The organism is Streptomyces sp. NBC_01429, assembly GCF_036231945.1.
In the GTDB taxonomy this organism is placed as follows: Bacteria; Actinomycetota; Actinomycetes; order Streptomycetales; family Streptomycetaceae; genus Streptomyces.
On record NZ_CP109599.1, the window covers coordinates 6,802,234 to 6,823,798 of the forward strand.

General features: G+C 73.4%; 14 protein-coding genes. 9 read left to right on the top strand and 5 right to left on the bottom strand.

Going from position 1 to position 21,565, the window contains the following annotated elements; translation table 11 throughout:
- Positions 1–40 precede the first annotated feature (40 nt).
- The 3 genes from OG627_RS30075 (at position 41) to OG627_RS30085 (ending at position 7,421) form a co-directional block, all read left to right on the top strand.
- Positions 41–1,585 carry a hypothetical protein gene (locus OG627_RS30075; RefSeq protein ID WP_329070419.1) on the top strand — a complete coding sequence of 515 codons (1,545 nt, stop codon included), beginning with the start codon at positions 41–43 and terminating at the stop codon, positions 1,583–1,585.
- 129 nt (positions 1,586–1,714) lie between these two features.
- The gene (locus OG627_RS30080; RefSeq protein ID WP_329070420.1) at positions 1,715–2,629 is read left to right on the top strand and encodes a hypothetical protein; all 915 of its coding nucleotides are present in this window, start codon (positions 1,715–1,717) and stop codon (positions 2,627–2,629) included.
- Between the two features lie 118 nt (positions 2,630–2,747).
- Positions 2,748–7,421 (top strand): hypothetical protein, encoded by a 4,674-nt coding sequence (locus OG627_RS30085; RefSeq protein ID WP_329070423.1) that lies wholly within the window; start codon positions 2,748–2,750, stop codon positions 7,419–7,421.
- On the opposite strand, the gene OG627_RS30090 is transcribed toward OG627_RS30085, so the two are convergent.
- Positions 7,387–7,920, bottom strand: coding sequence for a hypothetical protein (locus OG627_RS30090; protein ID WP_329070425.1), 534 nt, complete (start codon positions 7,918–7,920; stop codon positions 7,387–7,389). The two genes, OG627_RS30085 and OG627_RS30090, sit on opposite strands and share 35 nt — an antisense overlap.
- A 448-nt stretch (positions 7,921–8,368) precedes the next feature.
- Between OG627_RS30090 and OG627_RS30095 the strand changes: the two genes are divergently transcribed.
- The 4 genes from OG627_RS30095 to OG627_RS30110 are packed head-to-tail and all read left to right on the top strand — an operon-like array spanning position 8,369 to position 12,626.
- Entirely contained in the window at positions 8,369–11,194 is a 2,826-nt protein-coding gene (locus OG627_RS30095; RefSeq protein ID WP_329070427.1) for a sensor histidine kinase, read from the top strand.
- Complete coding sequence (locus OG627_RS30100) at positions 11,191–11,634, top strand: roadblock/LC7 domain-containing protein (protein ID WP_329070429.1); 444 nt, start codon at positions 11,191–11,193, stop codon at positions 11,632–11,634. The genes OG627_RS30095 and OG627_RS30100 overlap by 4 nt, the downstream gene beginning before the upstream one ends.
- Positions 11,635–11,644: 10 nt before the next feature.
- Entirely contained in the window at positions 11,645–12,040 is a 396-nt protein-coding gene (locus OG627_RS30105; protein ID WP_329070431.1) for a DUF742 domain-containing protein, read from the top strand.
- Entirely contained in the window at positions 12,021–12,626 is a 606-nt protein-coding gene (locus OG627_RS30110) for a GTP-binding protein (protein WP_329070433.1), read from the top strand. The genes OG627_RS30105 and OG627_RS30110 overlap by 20 nt, the downstream gene beginning before the upstream one ends.
- Before the next feature lie 81 nt (positions 12,627–12,707).
- On the opposite strand, the gene OG627_RS30115 is transcribed toward OG627_RS30110, so the two are convergent.
- A complete protein-coding gene (locus OG627_RS30115) occupies positions 12,708–13,514 on the bottom strand; it encodes a M15 family metallopeptidase (RefSeq protein WP_329070435.1) in 807 nt (268 codons plus the stop codon).
- A gap of 86 nt (positions 13,515–13,600) precedes the next feature.
- A complete protein-coding gene (locus tag OG627_RS30120; protein ID WP_329070436.1) occupies positions 13,601–15,964 on the bottom strand; it encodes a glycoside hydrolase family 31 protein in 2,364 nt (787 codons plus the stop codon).
- Between the two features lie 227 nt (positions 15,965–16,191).
- Here OG627_RS30120 and OG627_RS30125 point away from each other — a divergent pair, with 227 nt between their 5' ends.
- Both OG627_RS30125 and OG627_RS30130 read left to right on the top strand, forming a co-directional pair.
- A complete protein-coding gene (locus OG627_RS30125) occupies positions 16,192–18,174 on the top strand; it encodes an acetoacetate--CoA ligase (protein ID WP_329070438.1) in 1,983 nt (660 codons plus the stop codon).
- Between the two features lie 74 nt (positions 18,175–18,248).
- On the top strand, positions 18,249–19,169 hold the full coding sequence (locus OG627_RS30130; RefSeq protein WP_329070439.1) for a hypothetical protein: 921 nt from the start codon (positions 18,249–18,251) through the stop codon (positions 19,167–19,169).
- A gap of 108 nt (positions 19,170–19,277) precedes the next feature.
- Here OG627_RS30130 and ptsP read toward each other — a convergent pair whose 3' ends face one another.
- The gene (ptsP, locus tag OG627_RS30135) at positions 19,278–20,948 is read right to left on the bottom strand and encodes a phosphoenolpyruvate--protein phosphotransferase (protein ID WP_329070441.1); all 1,671 of its coding nucleotides are present in this window, start codon (positions 20,946–20,948) and stop codon (positions 19,278–19,280) included.
- Positions 20,949–21,038: 90 nt separating this feature from the next.
- Positions 21,039–21,488 (bottom strand): PTS sugar transporter subunit IIA, encoded by a 450-nt coding sequence (locus OG627_RS30140; protein WP_329070444.1) that lies wholly within the window; start codon positions 21,486–21,488, stop codon positions 21,039–21,041.
- Between the last annotated feature and the right edge of the window lie 77 nt (positions 21,489–21,565).

The window sequence follows — 21,565 nt, forward strand, 5'->3', positions numbered from 1 at the left end:
GTTTCGCCCGTTGTCGGTGCGAGGACCTAATCTGTGCGATGTGACTTCGCCAGCCTCGACGGAATACGTTCCGCCCCAGCTCAGCGCGGGGCCGCGGCCCGCCCAGGGCCCGGCCGCCGACGAAGGGCTCGCGCGGCGGCTGCGGGCGCTCGCCTGCACCGCTCCCCTGCACGATCTGGACACCCGCAAGGCCAATCTCGCGGGGGAGTACTCCCTCTACGCGATGGCCGAGGTCGCCCTCTCCGCGATCGATCTGGTCACGCTCAACATGGACTTCGACACCGGGGCCGACCACGAACAGATAGTGGCCAGGCTGCTCCCGCGCATCGCGGCCCAGGCCCCGCACCGCCCGGTCGCGGAGCACGAGCGCGTCGCCCGCTGGGTCCTGGAGAACCTGATCAACGTGGGCAGCGTGGACCGCGGCTTCCGCGCCGTCTACGGCACGTTCGGCACGGACGGCGTCTACACCCGCAGGGACTACGACTTCAAGCTGATCGAGGAAGTCCCCGGCCACGACGGCACGGTCTTCCTGCGGACCACCGACGAAGCCGTCAACGTCCTGGTGGGCGCGCTCGACACGGATGTCACCAGCGCGCAGATCGCCGCCGAGGTCAAGCTGGAGGTGCTCATCAACCGCGGCCGGCTGGCCGACGCCCAGCTCGCCGCCGAGCAGGCCAGATACCGCACCGTGCAGTACGCGGAGACGCTGCGCAGGACACTGGAGGCGACCCGCCGCAACGTCCGCGCGGTCGACTGGCTCCACTCCGTACCGGACATGATCGACGAGGCGCTCGACCACGTCGCCGACCGCTACCGCCACGAGAACGCGATCCTCACCAACATCCGCAAGGCGCGCGACGAGGCGGAGACGGGCAACGACCCGAAGACCGCCGAGCACAAGCGGCGCGCGGCCGAGCTCGTGGACATCGTCAAGGACTGCATCCGCCGCCACACCCAGCTCCAGTCCCGGCTGCTGGAGGCCGGCCCGCTGTTCCGCGCGGAACAGGACCGGCAGGCGTTCGCCCGCGCCACCGGGCACACCGGCCTCGACCTCTACGGCCAGCTGGTCGCCCCGCTGCTGCCGCTCCCCGTCGAGCGGGCGACCCGCGTGACGGACGCCTTCTTCGCCCGGGGCACCGGCCTGCGCACCCCCACCGCCGTCCGGGTCGGCGACCTGGTGGACCTCCTGCTGACACCGCCCGTCGAGCGGGAGAACCTGGGCGCGGAGATGCCCGAGCCCGACCTCATCGCCACCCCGGACGACAGCCGCTTCAGCGAGGAGCAGCTCGCGAGCGCGAAGGAACTCCTCGCCCTGGAGTACGACGCCCCGCGCCGCCTCTCCGGCCTGCTGGCCGAGGCCCGTCTCCGCGACCCCGACCTGCCCTACCTGGTGGCCCTGCTGGCCATCCACGCGGCCAGCCCCCCGGTGGGCACCGCCTACCGGCAGGGCGAGGAGCGCCTCCTCTTCGCTGTCGACGACGGCACGCCGCTGGACGACCCCGAGTTCGGCGGCGCGGACCTGATCGTGGGCACGGCGCTGCTGGACGCGGCGGGCATGACGGCGGACCGCACGGAGGCGGCGTGACCGACTCCCGACAGAACGACCGGGCGCGGAGACGGTCCGCCGGTCCGCACCGCCCCATCCGGCACCGCTCCACCCCGTACAGCCCCACCCCGCACAACCCCGCACAACCCGCACCGAGGAGCCGCACCCGTGAGTGACCACCACGCAGAGCACAGCGCCGCGTGGAGCGATCCCGTCGCCCCGGAGACGGCGGAGGCCCTCGCTCCCACGGCCGGCTCCACCGTCACCCCCGCCGACGCCGCCGACGCCGCGCGGTTGGTCTCCTTCGGGCTTCAGCCCAAGCTGCTGCCCGCCCGCGACGCCGAATACGCCGACCTGCTGCGCCGCTACCGCGAGGACCCCGCCTTCGCCCGCGTCGCCGACGCCGTCGCCACCGGATTCGGCCTGATCGTCCTGGAGGTCTCCGCGCGCGCCGGCATGGCCGTGACCGCGGGCGAGGACTCGGTCTTCGCGGTCCGCATGGGCGACTACGCCCGGCGTGCCTCCCCCGACTCAGCCGACCGCTTCCTGCACGGCCTGGCCCATCTCGCCGTGGCCGCCCTGGCCTTCCCCCGCCCCGAGGACCTCGCCGACGACGGATACATCGGCCGGATCACGGTCAACGGGGTGGACGCCTTCGTACGGCAGGCGTGCCGCAGGCTGGAGGAGCGCGCCGAGGAACAGGGCGAGAACACCGACCCGTCGACCGACGCACCCGGCCTGGAGGCCGCCTGGCGCATCTACGCGAGGCGCAGCTCGACCGGCGCGACCAAGGACGCCCGGAGGCTGGCGGGTTCCACCACGGGCATCATCGGCAAGGCCGTCGCGTTCCTCACCGACTCGGGGTTCCTCCAGCGGACCGGTGAGGACGCCGGAGGTGCCTACCGCACCACCGCCCGCTATCAGCTCCAGGTCCGCGACATGGCGGGCCACGCGGCCATGGCCGAGCTGCTGGAACTGGGCGTGGTGCCGGTGAGCGACGGCTCGGCGACGCTGCTGCCACCGCCGGAAGGGGACGATCTGGAGCTGGCCGCCGACGCCGGACTCCCCTTCCACGCGAGCTGACGGCCGAGCCCCGCCCCGTTCCCCGCTGGTACGCCCCCCCGGCACGCGATCACCCACCCAGCACGCCGTCCCCCCATCACCCCCCCATCCCGCCTCCCCACGACGAGAGTCCGCCGAAATGTACGAGCTGTCCCGGGTCCGCCTCTACTCCATCGGCCCCGCCGGTGCGCGCTACGCCGACACCGTGCTCGATCTGCGCGGAGTGGGCGCGCCCGTGCCCCACCCCGCCCCCACCCAGGCGGAGTTCTTCGAGGAGGAGCCGGTGGGCCCGCCGCGCCGCCCGGCTCCGGCCGGGGTGCTCTTCCTGGAGAACGGCGGCGGGAAGTCCGTTCTGCTCAAGCTGATCTTCTCGGTGATGCTGCCGGGCCACCGCAACACGCTCGGCGGCGCCAGCTCCGGAGTGCTGCGCAAGTTCCTCCTCGCCGACGACTGCGGCCATGTCGCCCTGGAGTGGCAGCACACCCTCACCGGCGAACTGGTCGTCGTCGGCAAGGCCAGCGAGTGGCGCGGCAGGCAGGTCTCCAACGACCCGCGCAAGTTCGCCGAGGGCTGGTACTCCTTCCGGCCGGGCCCCGGGCTCAGCCTGGACTCCCTGCCGGTCGCCGAGTCCACCGCCGTACGGCCGCCCGTCGAAGGCGTCTCCGGCGCCCGGGGCAGGCGCCGCACCATGAAGGGCTTCCGGGACGCCATCACCGAGGCCGGCAAGGTCTATCCGCACCTCGACATCCACTGGGAGGAGATCCACGACCGCTGGAACGAGCACCTCGGCGAGCTGGGTCTCGACCCGGAACTCTTCCGCTACCAGCGCGAGATGAACGCCGACGAGGGCGAGGCGGCCGGCCTCTTCGCGGTCAAGAAGGACTCCGACTTCACCGACCTGCTGCTGCGCGCCGTCACCGACACCCGCGACACCGACGGGCTCGCCGACCTCGTCGGAGGCTTCGGCAACAAGCTGGGCCGCCGGGCCGAACTCACGGCGGAGCGCGACTTCACCGCCGGATCCGTGGACCTGCTCGGCCGGATCGTCGAGGCCGCCGAGACGCGCTCCCGCGCCCGTGACGTCCACGCGGGCGCCGAGCGCCGCGCCCGTACGCTCGTACGGCGGCTCGCGGCCCGCTCCGACGAGGAGCGCGGCCGGACCGCCGACCTCGCCCAGCAGGTCACCTCGGCCGCCCACACCGTGACCGCCGCGGAGGAGGCGCGCGGTCACGGCGCGCTGATCGCCGCCGAACTGGCCTACCGGCACGCCTCCCTGGCACTGAGCGCCGCCGAGAAGCGCGCCGCCGCCCAGCGCCGCGAGCTGACCGACGCCCGTACCCTGCACTCCGCCTGGCAGGCCGCCGAGAACGTGCTGCGCCACCGCGCCGCCGCCGACCGCTCCGCGCGTGTGGCCGTCGCCATCAGGGAGGCGGAGCGGGACGCCGCGCCCGCCCTGGCCGCCCGCGCCACCGCTGCGGCCGATCTCGTACGGGCGCTGCACGCCGCCGCCGAGGAGGGCGAGCGGCTGGCCAACGAGGAGGAGGAGCGCTCGGCGACGCTCCAGGAGTCGGGCGAGGCCGCCCACCGCGACGCGACGTCCGCCGCCACCGAGGCGCAGCGGGCCCGCAGCGAGGCCGGGCATCTGCGCCAGCGCCTCGGCGAGGTGGAGCAGGAGACCGCCGAGGCGGTACGGGCCGGCTGGCTGGACGACACCGCGCCCGACGCGGACCCGGCGCGCGCCGCGCTCGCAGCGAGCGACGCCGAGAAGACCGCCGTCGCGGCCTGGGACACGGCGCGCGACGCCGCCCGCGGCGCCACCGAGCTGGCCAGGGAGAGCGCCTCGGCGGAGTCCCGCGCCGAACTGGCCGCAGCCCGCGCCACCGACGCCGCGCGGGCGGCGCGGCAGGCGTACGACGCCGAGCGCGGGGCCGCGCAGTCCATCGCGGGGGACGAACGCCTCGCCGAACTGCTGAGCCTGCCCGCCCCGGCCGGCGCCACCGCCACCTTCCCCGGCCAGCGCGCCGGTACGCGGGACGGAGCGCCGGGCGCCGGTACGCCGTTGCGCGGCGCCCCGGGCGCGCTGGGCGCCGAGGACCTCGACCGGTACGCCGACGAGCTGCGCGAGCTGCTCGACCAGAGCGTCACCTCCGCCGAGCGCCACCTCTTCGAGCTGCGCACCGCCGCCGCCGACGACGCGCGGATCCTCGGCGCGCTCGGTGACGGCGGGCTGCTGCCGCCGGGGCCCGACGTGCTGGCGACCGTCGAGTTCCTCGGCGAGCACGGCATCCCCGCCCTGCCCGGCTGGCGCTATCTCGCCCAGTCCGTCGACCCCGCCGACCACGCCGCCGTACTGGCCGCCAGGCCCGAGCTGGTCGACGGCGTCGTGATCACCGACCCGGACTCGCACACCCGCGCCCGTGAGGCCCTCTCCGGCGCCGCCCTGCTGCCCCGTTCCACGGTCGCCGTGGGCACCGCCGCCGCGCTGCTGGCCCCCGTACCGGCGCCGGACACCGCCGACGACGGCGTGTTCCTCGTACCGCCGAACCCGGCGATGCACGACGAGCACGCCGCCGACGAGGAGCGGCACGCGCTGCGCAGCCGCGCCGCCGCCCGCGACGAGGAGATCCGCGTGCTCGCCGCGCGGCTGACCGGCGACCGCTCGCTCGCGGCCCGGCTCGGCTCCTGGCGCGCCGACTGCCCGCCCGGCATGCTCACCGAGCTGGCGGCGGGCGCGGCTGCGGCCGAGGAGGCCGAGCAGAGCGCCGCCGCCGCGCTCGCCGAGGCCCGTACGGTACGGGCCGAGGCCGAGGAGGCCGCCGCCGACACCGCGCGCGTCCGCGACGAACGGCAGGAGACCGCGCAGCGCGCCCGCCGCGCCGCCGACGTCCTGTCCGGTCTCGCGCACCGGCTCCGCGAACGCTCGGGCTGGCAGGCCAAGCTCCGCGAACTGACCGACGACGCCGCCGAGTACGAGGCCCGCGCCGCCGTCTGCCTGGAACGCGCCCGCGCCGCCGACGAGGACCGCAGGGCCGCCCAGCGCGCCGGCGACGACGCCCGCCGCACCGCCCGCGCCCTGCGCGCGGAGCGCGCCGAGATCGCCGGCGCGCCGGAGAACATCCCCGAGCCGGACCCGGCCGCGCCGCGCGCCGCGCTGCCCGCCCTGCGCGAGGCGTACCGCGCCGCCTCCCAGCTGTACGAGAAGGTCGGCGTCGGCGCCGACCTGCGCGCCGAACAGGCCCGCGCGGAGAGCGACGAGAGCGCCGCCCTCGCCGAGCTGGACCGGCTCACCAACAAGGTGCGCACCCGCGCCGCCCAGCTCCTGGAATCCACCGACGGAGCCGACGGCCCCTCCCGGCAGGCCGCCGCCGCCCGCGCCGAGTCCCTCGTACAGATGCTGGAGTCGCGGGCCTCCACCGCGAGCGAGCAGCTGGGCCGGTTCAGGGGCGAGGCCGAGCGCCTCGCCCCCGAGGACGGCGAGGCGCACACCGAGCTGCCCGAGGAGCGGATCCCCGCCGACGCCGAGCAGGCGCAGACGCTGCTGCGCACCGCCACCACCGAACTGGCCGTACGGACCGAGGCGCTGGAGACCGCGCGCGCCGCCCACGGCGAGCTGCTGCACGCCCACCGGGCCGCCGAGGACGCCGTCGGCGGCTTCGACGAGACGGCCGCGCTCCTGCGCGACCTGCTGCGCGGCGCCGTGGCGGACGACAGCGGGGACGAGGACGCGGCGCAGCGGCCGGAGCCGTACCCGGGCACCCTGGAGGAGGCCCGGCAGTCCACCGCCGAGGCCCGCCGCTCACTGCGCGGCTGCGCCTCCGACCTCTCCACGGCGGAGGGCGCCGTGCGGGAAGCCTGTGACGTCCTCGTCCGGCACGCCAACTCCACCCGCTACGAGCAGGTCCGCACCCCGGCCAGGCAGCAGATCCGCGAACTGCCCGCCTCCGCGCTGCCCGAGCACGCGGCGCCCTGGGCGCAGGCGTTCGCGCCCAGGCTGCGGGTCCTCACCGACGAGCTGGCGCAGCTGGAGCGCAACCGCGACTCCATCGTCGACCGGCTGCGCGGGCTGGTGGAGTCCGCGCTGACGACGCTCCGTTCGGCGCAGCGGCTCTCCCGGCTGCCCGAGGGACTGGGGGAGTGGTCGGGGCAGGAGTTCCTGCGGATCCGTTTCGAGGAGCCGGACCGGGCGACCCTCACCGAGCGGCTCGGCGAGGTGGTGGACGAGGCGACCCGCGCGGCCCTGAAGAAGAACTCCGACCTGCGCAGGGACGGGATGTCGCTGCTGCTGCGCGGTGTCGAGGCGGCGTTGCGGCCCAAGGGCATCGCGGTGGAGATCCTCAAGCCGGACGCCGTACTGCGCGCCGAGCGCGTCCCGGTCGGGCAGATGGGCGACGTCTTCTCCGGCGGCCAGCTGCTCACCGCCGCGATCGCCCTGTACTGCACCATGGCGGCCCTGCGCAGCAACGACCGGGGCCGCGACAAGCACCGGCACGCCGGGACGCTCTTCCTGGACAATCCGATCGGCCGGGCCAACGCCACCTATCTGCTGGAGCTTCAAAGGGCGGTCTCGGACGCGCTGGGGGTGCAGCTCCTCTACACGACGGGCCTCTTCGACACGACAGCGCTCGCCGAGTTCCCGCTCGTCATCCGGCTGCGCAACGACGCGGATCTGCGGGCGGGGCTGAAGTACATCAGCGTGGAGGAGCATCTGCGCCCCGGGCTGCCGCAGCAGGACCCGGACGGCGAGACCGTGCACGGCGAGATCACCGCCACGCGGATGTTCAAACGGACGCCGGAGCCTGCCGGGGACCGCTGACCCCCGGCTGTTCCGCCGGCGCGGCCACGCGGGGCGGCCCGGCGGCCGCGGCCGTTCCCCGCGCCGGGCTCCCGGACGCCCGCGCGTCAGGCCCTGTCCGAGGCGCCCGGCGTGCCGCGCGCCGGGCCGCCCGGCGCGCCAGGCGCCGCTCGCGGCGCAGCTGACGCGCCGTGCTGCTGGGCGAGGACACCACGCCGTTGCGCTGGTTCCACACCTGGCGGGTCACCCACACGTCCAGCACGCTCCAGGTCGCCACCACCGTGGACGCCACACTGCTCAGCACCATCGGAAAGGCCAGCCAGGAGCCGGCGAGCGTGCTGAGGAACGCCACCATGGCCTGAATCAGCGTCACCGAGGCGATGATCACCGCCCGGACCGCCGCCGTCCTGACCGGATCGGGCATCCGGTAGCGCGCCGCGGGCTCCTCCACCCAGAGCGCCCGTGAGACCTTCTCGACCCCGCCCACCGTCGCGGCACCCCGCCGCTCGTCCGTCTTCATGGACCGTCACTCCCCACCACTGACCGACACAAGGGTGACTGCCCCGGTTCGAGCGCTTCACGCCGGCCCCGGAAACGAAATGGCGCCGAATGTGATGTGCGAACCGCCCGCAGTGCTCCCAACTTCCCCCTGATCCCCGCACACAAGGACGAATAGTCACGCCGAAAGATTCCCGCCGGAACCAATGATCGAATGATTTCGGCCATCCCGCTGACCGGTACCTGCTGTCCTGTCTGTTCTTCCGGCTTCCCGTGGCTGAAGTCAACTTGTGGAAAAACGGGACAACCCATGATCAAGTCGGCTGTGGACGGCCGAAAAACATCCGGACGTGTCTTCGAGTTGCCGGTGTGACAGTAGTAGGCTCGCGCCGTTTGCTGACTGATTACCCCCGCATCGGGCGGGGTTCCACGCATCTCCCGCCCCGGCGGGGTTCGACCAGGGGGAGGCCATGCGCTTTCGCGGGAAGTCCATCCGCCGGAAGATCGTGGCGTTGTTGCTCGTGCCGCTCATCGGACTCAGCGTCCTCTGGGGACTGGCCACCACGCTCGCCGGCTCCGAAGCCAAGCAGCTCATCGACGTGAGCTACGCCATCAAGACCATCGGCCGCCCCGTCGAGGAATCGATCAGAGGTCTCCAGAGCGAACGCAGACAGACGCTGATCTACCTGGCCGACCCCCGGGCGGCCGACTCGCTCACCGAACTCCGCAGCCGCCGCGCCGACACGGACCGCGCCCTCAACCGCGTCAAGCGCAACGCCGCCTCCGGCGTCCGCGACCGGATGGACGACATCACCTCCGACCGGCTGTCCCACCTCCTCGACACGCTGGACGGCCTGGCGCTGATGCGCCGCTCCGTCGACGAGAGCACCATCACCCGCGAAGGCGCGATGGAGTTCTACAACCGCCTCGTCGACCCCAGCCACAACGTCCTCGCCTCGCTCTACGGCGACGAGGACGTGGACGGCGACAACTGGGGCCGTGCGCTGATCGGCCTCGACCGCGCCAAGGAGATGCTCTCCCGCGAGGACGCGCTCGTCGCCTCCGCGCTGATGGCCCGCCGGATGACGGCCGAGGACGTACGAGGCACCTCCGACCTGGTCGCCAACCGCGTCCTGCTGTACGAGTCGAACCTCGCCGACCTGCCGCTCTCCGACCGGGCCACCCTGGAGCAGTACTGGCGCACCCCCGCCACCCTCGAACTGCGCCAGGCCGAGGACCGCCTCATCGCGGCCGGCCCCGCCGACAAGCCCAAGACGGTCAGCGCCGAGACCTGGCAGGACATGACCGCCTCGGTCCTCGGCGACCTGACCAACGAGAGCGAAGAGGCCGCGGCGCTCTACCAGCAGCACATCGAGCCCGTCCGCCAGGGCGTGTTCCTCCGCGTCGGATTCTCCGCCGTGCTCGGCCTGCTCGCCCTGCTCGTCTCCGTCATCGTCTCCGTACGCGTCGGCCGCGACCTGATCAGGGACCTCTCGCAGCTCCGCAAGGAGGCCCACGAGGTCTCCGGCGTACGCCTGCCCAGCGTCATGCGCCGGCTCGCCGCCGGCGAACCGGTCGACGTGGAGACCGAGGCGCCCCGGCTCGACTACGAGAAGGACGAGGTCGGCCAGGTCGGCCAGGCCCTCAACACCCTTCAGCGCGCGGCCGTCGAGGCCGCCGTCAAACAGGCCGATCTGCGGCGCGGCGTCTCCGAGGTGTTCGTCAACCTCGCCCGCCGCAACCAGGTCCTGCTCCACCGTCAGCTCACGCTCCTCGACACCATGGAGCGCCGCACGGAGGACACCGAGGAACTCGCCGACCTGTTCCGCCTCGACCACCTGACCACGCGCATGCGCCGGCACGCCGAGGGCCTGGTGATCCTCTCCGGAGCCGCGCCGTCCCGGCAGTGGCGCAAGCCCGTCCAGCTGATGGACGTGGTGCGCGCCGCGGTCGCCGAGGTCGAGGACTACGAGCGCATCGAGGTCCGCAGGCTCCCGAGGATCGGTGTCGGCGGCCCCGCCGTCGCCGACCTCACCCACCTCATCGCCGAACTCATCGAGAACGCCACCGTGTTCTCGCCCCCGCACACCGCCGTCCAGGTGCACGGCGAGCGGGTCGCCAACGGCTTCACCCTGGAGATCCACGACCGCGGACTGGGCATGGCGCCCGAGATCCTGCTCGACGCCAACCTGCGGCTCGCCGAGACCCCCGAGTTCGAGCTGTCCGACACCGACCGGCTCGGCCTGTTCGTGGTCAGCCGGCTCGCCCAGCGGCAGAACGTCCGCGTCTCGCTCCAGCCCTCCCCGTACGGCGGGACGACGGCCATCGTCTTCCTGCCCGTCGCGCTGCTCACCGACGCCCCCGAGACCGAGGGCACCGGATTCCGGCTCGACCGCAAGAACGCCCCGGAACGCGAGCGGGGCCGGGGCCGCGCCGAGAACGGCGGCAGGCGCACCGCACTCGCGCAGGTCCCCACCGGACTGGGCAGCGGCCCGTCCGTGCTCGACGGACCGGTCGAGCTCGAACCACCGGTCGGGGCTCTCGGCAACGAGAGCGGGCCGGGACTCGGCGGAGGTGACGGTATCGGCGACATCGACGACACGGAGAGCGAGCGCGGCGGACTGTTCCGCGCCCGCGAACGGCTGCGCTCCACCGCCCAGGAGCCCCAGGACACCCACAACGGACGGGACGTCCGCGACCTGTACGACGTCCGCGACCTGCGCGACGACAGCCGCGAGGGCCGCGAACGCCGCGACGAGAGCCGCGACTTCCGCGACCGCCGCGACGGCCGCGCCGTCCAGGAGCCGCGCACCCGCTCGCCCTACGACCGGGACGTCCCGGACGCGGGCCCCGAGCCCGCCGACCCCGAGCTGCCCCGCCGCAAGCCGCCGACCCTGGTCGCGGACCGCGGCCGGCGCGTGGACGACCGGGGCCGTACCCGCCCCGGCCAGGAACCGGCGACCGGCGGCACGGGCCGTACCTTCTCCCCGGGGGGCGTACCGGCACAGACCTCGCGCCGCGCCCAGTCCGAGCAGCCGCCGTCGCTGATCGACGGACTGCCCCGCCGGGTCAGGCAGGCCAGCCTCGCCCCCCAGCTGAGGGACACCACTCAGGACCGGGTCACCGACCCGGCACCCGCAGGGGGCCACGAGCCCGAGCGGGACGCGGACGAGGTCCGCAGCCGCATGGCCTCACTCCAGAGGGGCTGGCAGCGCGGTCGCCGGCAGAACGATGTCGACGACACGGCCGGCTCCGGCGAGACACAAGGAACCACATCGGAGGGGGACGGTCGATGACCGCACCGAACGCATCACCACGCCATTCCATCGATCCGAACGCGGCGGGAGAGCTGAACTGGCTCCTCGACGAGCTGGTCGAGCGGGTCGCCAGTATCCGCAAGGCGGTGGTCCTCTCCGGTGACGGCCTCGCCACCGGCACCTCCAAGGACCTCACCCGGGAGGACGGCGAGCACCTCGCCGCCGTCGCGTCCGGATTCCACAGCCTCGCCAAGGGCGTCGGCCGCCACTTCGACGCGGGCCGCGTCCGGCAGACCGTCGTGGAGCTGGACGACGCGTTCCTCTTCGTCACCGCCGCGGGCGACGGCAGCTGTCTGGCCGTCCTGTCCGACGCGGACTCCGACGTCGGACAGGTCGCCTACGAGATGACGCTGATGGTCAAGAGAGTCGGCGTCCATCTCGGCACGGCGCCACGGACCGGCCTGCCCGCCGGAGGATGAGCGGGCAGACATGAGTGAATCTGATCAGGATCAGCAGCACTGGTTCGACGGCGAAGCCGGACCGGTCGTACGCCCGTACGCGATGACGCGAGGCCGCACCAGCAGCGCGTCGCGCCACCAGCTCGACCTGATCGCGCTCGTCGTGTGCGAACCGGCCGCCGCGGATCCCGGCCGGGACCAGACGCTCTCCCCGGAACACGTGGAGATCGTCGACCGCTGCTACACGAGCCCCCAGTCGATCGCCGAACTCGCCGCGACCCTGGACCTCCCCGTAGGGGTGGTCCGGGTGCTCGTCGGCGATCTCGTCGAGGACGAAATAGTCCGCGTAACCCGTCCCGTTCCGCCGGCCGAGCTGCCGGACGAGAGCATTCTCCGCGAGGTGATCAATGGTCTTCGGGCGCTCTAGCCACAGGCCGCGTCCGGTCGATCCGGTAACGCTGAAGATCCTGGTGGCGGGTGGTTTCGGGGTGGGCAAGACCACCCTGGTGGGCGCGGTCAGCGAGATCAGGCCGCTCCGCACCGAGGAGGTACTGAGCGAGGCGGGCCGGCCGGTCGACGACGTCGACGGCGTCGAGGAGAAGACGACCACCACGGTCGCCATGGACTTCGGCCGCATCACCCTGCGCGAGGACCTGGTGCTGTACGTCTTCGGCACCCCGGGCCAGGACCGCTTCTGGTTCCTCTGGGACGAGCTGGCACAGGGCGCCCTCGGCGCCGTCGTGCTCGCCGACACCCGGCGGCTCGCCGACTCCTTCGCCGCCGTCGACTACTTCGAACGGCGCGGCATCCCGTTCACCGTCGCGGTCAACTGCTTCGAGGGCGCGGACCGCTTCCCGGGCGACACCGTACGGTCGGCGCTCGACCTCGACCCCGAGGTCCCGCTCGTCATGTGCGACGCCCGCGACCGCGAGTCCGTCAAGGAAGTGCTCGTGTCGGTCGTCGAGCACGCCATGACCCGCGCCGCGCTCCAGCGCGAACACGCGCCCACCTGACCGGCCGCGCCACCACCGCACGCCAGCCGTGGCCCGTACCCCGCCGACCCGGGGTACGGGCCACGGCCGCGTCCGACGCGGTCAGTGACCCAGGACCGGGCGCCACGCCACCGGGAAGTCGAAATAGGTGTCGGGGAAGGTCTCCGGCCTGTGCGTGAAGTGCCACCACTCCTCGGGCAGATTGGTGAACCCGACCTCGGCCAGCGCCGACCTCAGCCGGTCCCGGTTCGCGCGCTGGACACCGGTCACCCGCGGATCATCCGTGTGGGAGATGGTGTCGAAACAGTCGAAGCCCGTCCCCATGTCGACCGAGTTGTCGGGGAAGCGCTCCGCCCGCGGCCCGTAGCACGGCGCCAGCGGCTGACCCGGAACATAGGGCCGCGTCGGCAGGGCCGGCAGCCTCACCAGCGTCAGATCCACCGTGCTGCCCCTGCTGTGCCCGGACTTCTCCGCGATGTAACCGTCCTCGAACAGCCGCGACTTCTCCACCCGCGGATAGAACTCCGCCTTCATCCGCTCGTCCTGGAGATCCTCCGCCCACCGCACGAAGTGATCGACGGCCCGCTGCGGCCGGTAACAGTCGTACACCTTGAGCGAGTAGCCCTTCCGCAGCAGCCGCGACTGCGCCCGGCGCAGCGCCTCGGCGGTGGCGCGGGTGACGACGCACAGCGGCTCCCGGTAGCCGTCCACCGGTTCGCCCATGAAGTTGTGCGGCGTCAGGTAGCGCATCTCCTGGATGATCGTCGGCGCGACCGTGCGCAGCGCCACGAACTCGTCCGGAGCCACCGGTCCGGACCGCGCCTGCGCGGCGGGCACGGTGGCAGTGACGGCGAGCAGCGCGACGGCGGAGGTGGCCAGGGACCGCAGGAGAATCTTCAGTCTTGTCATGAGCACTGTCGTCTATCAGTTCCCGGAGCCGGAGGAAAGAGCGATCGCATACAGTCCGCGCGTGTCGCGCGCCCGGGCCGCGCGGCTCACGCCCCCGCGCCCCGCACCCGTACCGGCCACTCCGGCTCCGCCGTCCCGCCGTCCGTCACCCGCTCCACCCGTACCTCCCCGTCCACCCACCGCGACGTGTACCGCTCCACCTCGACGGCCTCCCACCCGTCACCCGGATCCCGCACCACCAGCCCGCCCCCGGTGCGCCCGGCCGCCGGGGCCCACACCTCCAACTCCGGCCGCCCGTCCCGGTCCCGCACCGGAATCACCGCACCCGCCCGCGCCAGTACGGGGATACGGGACGCGGGCGCGTCCAGCAGCACCTGCGCCCGGCCCCCGTACGCGCGCTCCGTCACCGTGTCGTACCACCGCCCGGCGGGCAGCCGCACCGCCCGCCGGTCCGCGCCGCGCTCCAGCACCGGAGCCACCAGCAGCGCGTCACCCAGCAGGAACGCGTCCTCGCAGTCCCGCAGCGCCCGGTCCTCCGGCGCCCCCCACCACACCGGCCGGGCGTACGGCGCCCCGGTCAGCCGCGCCAGCCGGGCCAGCGTCACGAAGTACGGCCGCAGCCGCTCCCGTTCGACCAGCGCCGCCCGCGCGTGCGCCAGCACCTCGGGGCCGAACTCCCACGGCTCCCGGCGCCCCGCGTCGATCGCCGCGTGCGTACGGAACAACGGCAGATACGCCCCCAGCTGGAACCAGCGCAGATACAGCTCCGCCGAAGGACTCCCGTCGAAACCGCCCACATCGGGCCCGGAGTACGGCACTCCGCACAACCCGAGCCCCAGCACCAGCGAGAGCGACGCCCGCAGCCCCGGCCAGCCCGTCGACACATCACCCGACCAGGTGCCCCCGTACCGCTGCATCCCGGCCCACCCTGAGCGCGAGAAGAGAAAAGGCCGCTCGTCCGGCCGCAGCCGCGCCAGCCCCTCGTACCCCGCCCGCGCCATCGCCAGCCCGTACACGTTGTGCGCCTCGCGATGGTCACCGCCCCGGCCCTCCAGCCGGTGCACGGCCGAACGCGGCAGGGTCGGATCACCGAACGGCGCGAACGACACCGGCTCGTTCATGTCGTGCCACACCCCGGAGAACCCCTGCGCCAGCCGCTCCTCGTACAGCCCGCCCCACCACTCGCGCACCGCCGGATCCGTGAAGTCCGGATAACCGCACTCACCCGGCCACACCTCACCGCGCACCTCCCGCCCCCGCGCGTCCCGCACGAACGCGCCCGCCGCACCGACCCGCGCACCGCTCTCGTACACCGCGTCGCCGCGCTCCGCCTTCACCGCCGGATCGACGATCGAGACCAGCCGCACCCCCCGCGCGCGCAGCTCCGCCGCGAGCCCCGGCAGATCGGGGAAGCGCGCGCGGTCCACCGTGAAGACCCGATGCGCGTCGAAGTGATCGATGTCCAGATGGACCGCCGACAGCGGCAGATCCCGCTCCCGGTACCCCGCCACGATCCGCCGCACCTCCCGCTCGCTGCCGAACCCCCACCGCGCGTGCTGCGGCCCCAGCGCCCAGGACGGCGGCACCGCGGGCGCCCCGGTCAGCGCCGTCCAGCCGTGCAGCACCCGCGCCGGAGTCCCCGTCACCACCCAGCAGCGCAGCGGCCCGCCCTCCATCCGTAGCTCCGCCGTGCCGGGCCGGCCGTGCCCGGAACCGGCCCCCTCCTCACCCTCCGCCAGCGTGACCCGGCCGTCCCACGAATTGTCGTGGAACGCCAGATGCGTCCCCGCGTCCGCCACCACCAGCTGCACCGGCATCGTCACGTACAGCGGATCGTCGCCAGGGCCGAAACCACCGCCCGGATCGGTGTTCCACAGCCGGTACGTACCGCCCCGCAGCCGGGGCCCCGAAGCCCGCCCGCCCAGCCCGAAGAACCGCGCGTCCGCCGCCACCTCGCTGCGCTGCACCCAGCGCGCCGCCCCGCCCGCCACCGGCTCCCACCAGCGCGGCGGCAGCTCCCGGCGCAGCACCACCCCGCCCGGCGTACGCACCTCCACCGCGCCGTGCCGGGAGACCGCCACCGTCACCCGCTCCGACACCACCCGCCAGCCCCCGTCCGTGTCCGGTTCCAGCCCGGCCCGCGGATCCGGCTCCGGCGCCGCTGACGCCAGCCCGTACGACGGCAGCGGCCCCGCGCCGTCCCACCCCCAGAACACGGCGCCGCCCACCATGACGCACACCTGAAGCTCCGCCCGCGCGAACCGCACGGTCCCGCCGCCCGGCAGCGGCTCCGCACCGGTCACCGGCCCCGGCACCCGCGCCCGCTCCGGACCGCGCGGCGCCAGCGCCCCGGCGTCCGCGCGCCGCCCCCGCCAGGCCGACCGCACGGAGCGCAGCCCCCGCGCCGAACCGACCATTTTCACCGAACGCACCAGCTCACGACCGTTCATGCCGCTCAGCCTGCCATCAGGGCCGACGACGGCGGGGCCCGTTCAACTCCCGTTCACCCGGGACACCGCCGATGTACGTACGCCCGGCCACGGTGTCCCGTCTGGTGCGCGGGACGATCACATGGCATCGTCCGTGTCAGCCGCGTCCCGCGCACACCCACGCGCGCACGCGCGGTCGGCGCACACCCCGCGCCCCCATCAGCGTCGAGCCAGCCGGGAGCCGACCCATGACCACCAGCGCAACCCCCGAGGCCCTCTGGCGGCCCGGCCCCGAGCGGATCGCCGCCGCGGCCGTCACCCGCTTCCAGAGCTGGGCGGCCGAACGCCACGGAGCGCCCGCCGAAGGCGGCTACCCGGCCCTGCACCGCTGGTCCGTCGAGGAGCTGGAGACCTTCTGGGCCGCCGTCGCCGAGTGGTTCGGCGTCCGCTTCTCCACCCCGTACGAACGCGTCCTCGGCGACCGTGCCATGCCCGGCGCCCAGTGGTTCCCCGGCGCCACCCTCAACTACGCGGAACACGCCCTGCGCACCGCCGAGGACCCGGCCCGCGCCCACGAACCCGCGCTCCTGCACGTCGACGAGACCCACGAACAGACGCCCGTCAGCTGGCACGAACTGCGCCGCCAGGTCGCCGCGCTCGCACACGAGCTGCGCGCCCTCGGCGTACGCCCCGGCGACCGGGTCAGCGGCTACCTCCCCAACATCCCGCAGGCCGTCACCGCGCTCCTCGCCACCGCCGCCGTCGGCGCCGTCTGGACCTCCTGCGCCCCCGACTTCGGCGCCCGCAGCGTCCTCGACCGCTTCCAGCAGGTCGAACCCGTCGTGCTGTTCGCCGTGGACGGCTACCGCTACGGCGGCAAGGAACACGACCGTACGCGGACGGTCGCCGACCTCCGCCGCGAACTGCCCACCCTGCGCGCCGTGGTCCACGTACCGCTGCTGGGCACCCCCGCCCCCGAAGGAGCCCTCGACTGGGCGGATCTGACCGAGGGCCACGACGACACCGGACCCGTCTTCGAACAGGTCCCCTTCGACCACCCCCTGTGGGTCCTCTACTCCTCCGGCACCACCGGACTGCCCAAGGCGATCGTCCAGTCCCAGGGCGGCATCCTGCTGGAGCACTTCAAACAGATCGGCCTGCACTGCGACCTCGGCCCGCAGGACCGCTTCTTCTGGTACACCTCCACCGGCTGGATGATGTGGAACTTCCTCGTCTCCGGCCTGCTCACCGGCACCACGATCGTGCTCTACGACGGCAGCCCCGCCTTCCCCGCCGTCGACGCCCAGTGGGGCATCGCGGAACGCACAGGCACCACCCTCTTCGGCACCTCCGCCGCATACGTCATGGCCTGCCGCAAAGCCGGCGCGCACCCCGGCCGCGACCACGACCTCTCCCGCGTCGCCTGCGTCGCCACCACCGGCTCCCCGCTGCCGCCCGACGGATTCCGCTGGCTCCACGACGAGGTCGCGGACGACCTGTGGATCGCCTCCGTCAGCGGCGGCACCGACGTGTGCAGCTGCTTCGCCGGGGCCGTCCCCACCCTCCCCGTACACACCGGCGAGCTACAGGCGGCCTGCCTGGGAACGGACCTCCAGGCATGGGACCCGGACGGCCGGCCCGTGACCGGCGAAGTCGGAGAACTCGTCGTCACCAACCCCATGCCCTCCATGCCCGTACGCTTCTGGAACGACCCCGACGGCCGCCGCTACCACGACAGTTACTTCGCCATGTACCCCGGCGTCTGGCGCCACGGAGACTGGATCACCATCAGCGACCGGGGCAGCGTCGTCATCCACGGCCGCTCCGACTCCACCCTCAACCGCCAGGGCGTACGGATGGGCTCCGCCGACATCTACGAAGCCGTCGAACGCCTCCCCGAGATCCGCGAATCCCTGGTCATCGGCGTGGAGGAGCCCGACGGCGGCTACTGGATGCCCCTCTTCGTCCACCTTGCGCAGGGCGCCGTCCTCGACGACACACTGCGCGACCGGATCCGCCGCACGATCCGCGAACAGCTCTCGCCGCGCCACGTCCCGGACGAGATCATCGAAGTCCCCGCCGTCCCCCACACCCTCACCGGCAAACGCATCGAAGTCCCCGTCAAACGCCTGCTCCAGGGCACCGCGCTGGACCGCGCCGTCAACCCGGGATCCGTGGACGACATCGAACTGCTGCGCTTCTACGAGAACCTCGCCCGCACCCGCCACTGACCGCGCGGGACCGCCGTTGTCAGACCCCACGACTACTCTGAGTGAGCATTGATCGACCGTACTCAGGGGGAGTCATGGCACACCAGGACCACCGCGGACGACCGGACACCAGCAAACGGCGCGGGCTGCGCCGCGAAGTCCCCGGCATCGTCGGCCTGCTGGCCGACGAGCGGGACTTCACGGCCATGCGGCGCTACCGCACCTTCACCTTCGACGACCACGCCGCCTATCTCCGGGAGATCGACGGACTGCTGAAATCCCTGGCCTCCCGAGGCCTGCACACCACCGTCGCCCTCTTCGACCCCGAGGAGTACGGGCAATTCTGCGCGGACGCCGGGCTCGACCCGGACAGCGCGGCCGGCCGCGCCCGCTTCACGGCCGCCATCCCCGCGAGCGGAGCCGCCGTCCGCTACACCGGCCAGCCCATCGACACCCTGGTCCCGCAGCTCATCAACACCGCGGTCCGCAGAGCCACCTGGGAGTACACGACGACGCTCCTCGCCGACCTCGGGGAGTGCGCCGACTGCGGACAGGACATCGGACGCGCGGCCTTCGACCGCGCCTCCCAGCTCCTGCTGCGCCTGGTCGAAGGAGCGGGCCCCGGCAGCCACCACCTGGTGTGCAGCGTCCCCGCCGCCGACGAACAGCTCCTCGCCGTCCTCCACACCCACCGCCCCGCGCCCGTCACCGGCCCCGAAGAGGCCCCGGTCGGCCTCGACTCGGTGGAGGGCGCCGAATTCGTCAGTGTGCTCGCCACCGGCATCGCCCTGGAGACCGCCGGGGGGGTAGTGCTCCGCACGACGGCACCCGACACCCCGGACCGGCTGCGCGGCTGGCGTCTGCGCCGGGGCGGCCTCGTCCCGCTCACCGAGGGCGAGGTGTTCAGCGCCTACTGCACCGACGCGGACACCGGAGAGCCACTGGCCCCCGAGCCCGGCGCCGAGTACCACGCGGGCTTCGACCTCGGCGAGGAGGACACCGGCACCCACCACTGACCGGGTTGACCATCGAATGGCAGGAGGGGCCTTCCGCCGCGACACACGGCGAAAAGCCCCTCCTGGAACCCCGCGATCCACGCGGGACCCGACCGGCTCAAGACCGGCTCACTCGCCGGACAGCACCGCCTGCGCGGCCGACCTGGCCTCCTCGGCGGTGTCAGCGGCACGCGCGGCGGCGGCGGCGCGCTCACACTGCGCCAGCGTGTGCTGCGCCAGAGCCGACCGCACATACGGAATCGACGCCGCGCCCATCGACAGCGACGTCACACCGAGCCCGGTCAGCACACAGGCGAGCAGCGGATCGGCGGCGGCCTCCCCGCACACACCACAGCTCTTGCCCTCGGCCCGCGCGCCCTCGGCGGACAGCGCCACCAGATCCAGCAGCGCCGGCTGCCAGGGGTCCTGGAGCCGCGACACCGCACCGACCTGCCGGTCGGCGGCGAAGGTGTACTGAGCGAGGTCGTTCGTGCCCAGCGACAGGAACTCGACCTCCTGGAGGATCGACCGCGACCGCAGCGCGGCCGACGGAATCTCCACCATGGCGCCGAACTTCGCGTTCAGCCCCGCCTCGCGACAGGCGTCCGCGAACGCCTTGGCGTCGGTGCGGTCGGCCACCATGGGCGCCATGACCTCCAGATACACCGGCAGCCCCGCGACCGCCTTGGACAGCGCGGTCAGCTGGGTCCGCAGCACATCCGGGTGGTCGAGCAGACTCCGCAGACCGCGGACCCCGAGCGCCGGGTTGGGCTCGTCGGCGGGCGTGAGGAAGTCCAGCGGCTTGTCGGCGCCGGCGTCCAGCACCCGTACGACGACCCGCCCTTCGGGAAACGCCTCCAGCACCGCGCGGTACGCGGCGATCTGCTTCTCCTCGGACGGCGCCTGCTTGCTGTCGTCCAGGAACAGGAACTCGGTACGGAACAGCCCCACGCCCTCGGCGCCCGCCGCGACGGCCGCCTCGACATCCGAAGGACCGCCGATGTTGGCCAGCAGCGGCACCTTGTGACCGTCCGAGGTCGCCCCCGGCCCGGACGACGCGGTCAGCGCGGCCCTGCGCTCGGCGGCGGCCGCCGTCAGCTCCGCCCGCTTCTCGGCACCCGGTTCGACGAAGATGTCACCGGTACTGCCGTCGACCGCGATCACCGTGCCCTCGGCGATCTCCCCGGCACCCGGCAGCGCCACGACCGCGGGCACTCCGAGCGCCCGCGCCAGAATCGCGCTGTGACTCGTGGGCCCGCCCTCCTCCGTCACGAAGCCGAGCACCAGAGCCGGGTCGAGCAACGCCGTGTCGGCGGGGGCCAGGTCACGGGCGATCAGTACATACGGCTCGTCGCTGTCCGGGACACCCGGCATCGGAACGCCCAGCAGCCGGGCGACGATACGATTCCGCACGTCGTCCAGGTCCGCGACCCGCCCTGCCAGGTACTCCCCGGCGTTCGCCAGCAGCGCGCGGTACGAGGCGAACGCGTCGTACACCCCGCGCTCGGCCGTGCTGCCGACGGCGATCCGACGCTCGACATCGGCCATCAGCTCGGGATCCTGAGCCATCAGGGCCTGCGCCTCCAGCACGGCCTGCGCCTCGCCGCCCGCCAGATTGCCCCGGGCGATCAGATCGGCCGACACGGCCTCCACGGCCTGGTGGGCACGGCTCTGCTCGCGCTCCGCGTCCTCCACCGGAATCTGCTTGGCCGGCGGCTCCAGCACCGCGGTCCCCATGTGCCGGACCTCGCCGATCGCCACTCCGTGGCTGACCCCGACGCCTCGCAGCGTTGTCTCCATCTCACCCGTCCCCGGTTATGCGGCGACCCGGTCGCCGCGCTGAATGAACGACGAGCGCCGCGCGCCCGTCCCTGACGTACGACACCGGACTCACTGCCAGCCGAAGAGAGCGTCGCCGCTCGTGACCTCGCCGCTCTCGCGGAGGTCGGCGAGGGAGTCCGCCGTCGCTTCGAGCGCCACGACCGGGCAGATGGGCGACTTGCCGGCCTCCTCGACCGCGGCCGGGTTCCAGCGCACGATGTCCTGCCCCCGTGTGACGGTGTCGCCCTTGTTGACCAGCAGCTCGAACCCGGCGCCGTTGAGCTGCACGGTGTCGATGCCCAGGTGCGTCAGCACGCCATGCCCTTCCGCGTCCACGACGACGAAGGCGTGCGGATGCAGGGAGACCACCACACCGTCGACCGGAGAGACCGCCACACCGGGCTCCCGCACCGGGTCGATGGCGGTACCAGGCCCGACCATCGCACCGGCGAAGACCGGATCGGGGACAGAGGCAAGCCCGATGGCTTGTCCGGAGAGTGGGGCCGTCACGATAGTCATGCGGGGAGCCTCCCGGAGGCGGAGAAAACATAGGGGGCGATCGTCACCCTCAGTGAGGGGACGGCGTGCTGTTCAGA

Bases quoted from the DNA above. Each gene is read 5' to 3' on its own strand.
- OG627_RS30085 (WP_329070423.1), top strand. From the start codon at position 2,748: ATGTACGAGCTGTCCCGGGTCCGCCTCTACTCCATCGGCCCCGCCGGT.
- OG627_RS30090 (WP_329070425.1), bottom strand. From the start codon at position 7,920: ATGAAGACGGACGAGCGGCGGGGTGCCGCGACGGTGGGCGGGGTCGAG.
- OG627_RS30095 (WP_329070427.1), top strand. From the start codon at position 8,369: ATGCGCTTTCGCGGGAAGTCCATCCGCCGGAAGATCGTGGCGTTGTTG.
- OG627_RS30100 (WP_329070429.1), top strand. From the start codon at position 11,191: ATGACCGCACCGAACGCATCACCACGCCATTCCATCGATCCGAACGCG.
- OG627_RS30105 (WP_329070431.1), top strand. From the start codon at position 11,645: ATGAGTGAATCTGATCAGGATCAGCAGCACTGGTTCGACGGCGAAGCC.
- OG627_RS30110 (WP_329070433.1), top strand. From the start codon at position 12,021: ATGGTCTTCGGGCGCTCTAGCCACAGGCCGCGTCCGGTCGATCCGGTA.
- OG627_RS30115 (WP_329070435.1), bottom strand. From the start codon at position 13,514: ATGACAAGACTGAAGATTCTCCTGCGGTCCCTGGCCACCTCCGCCGTC.
- OG627_RS30120 (WP_329070436.1), bottom strand. From the start codon at position 15,964: ATGAACGGTCGTGAGCTGGTGCGTTCGGTGAAAATGGTCGGTTCGGCG.
- OG627_RS30125 (WP_329070438.1), top strand. From the start codon at position 16,192: ATGACCACCAGCGCAACCCCCGAGGCCCTCTGGCGGCCCGGCCCCGAG.
- OG627_RS30130 (WP_329070439.1), top strand. From the start codon at position 18,249: ATGGCACACCAGGACCACCGCGGACGACCGGACACCAGCAAACGGCGC.
- ptsP (WP_329070441.1), bottom strand. From the start codon at position 20,948: ATGGAGACAACGCTGCGAGGCGTCGGGGTCAGCCACGGAGTGGCGATC.
- OG627_RS30140 (WP_329070444.1), bottom strand. From the start codon at position 21,488: ATGACTATCGTGACGGCCCCACTCTCCGGACAAGCCATCGGGCTTGCC.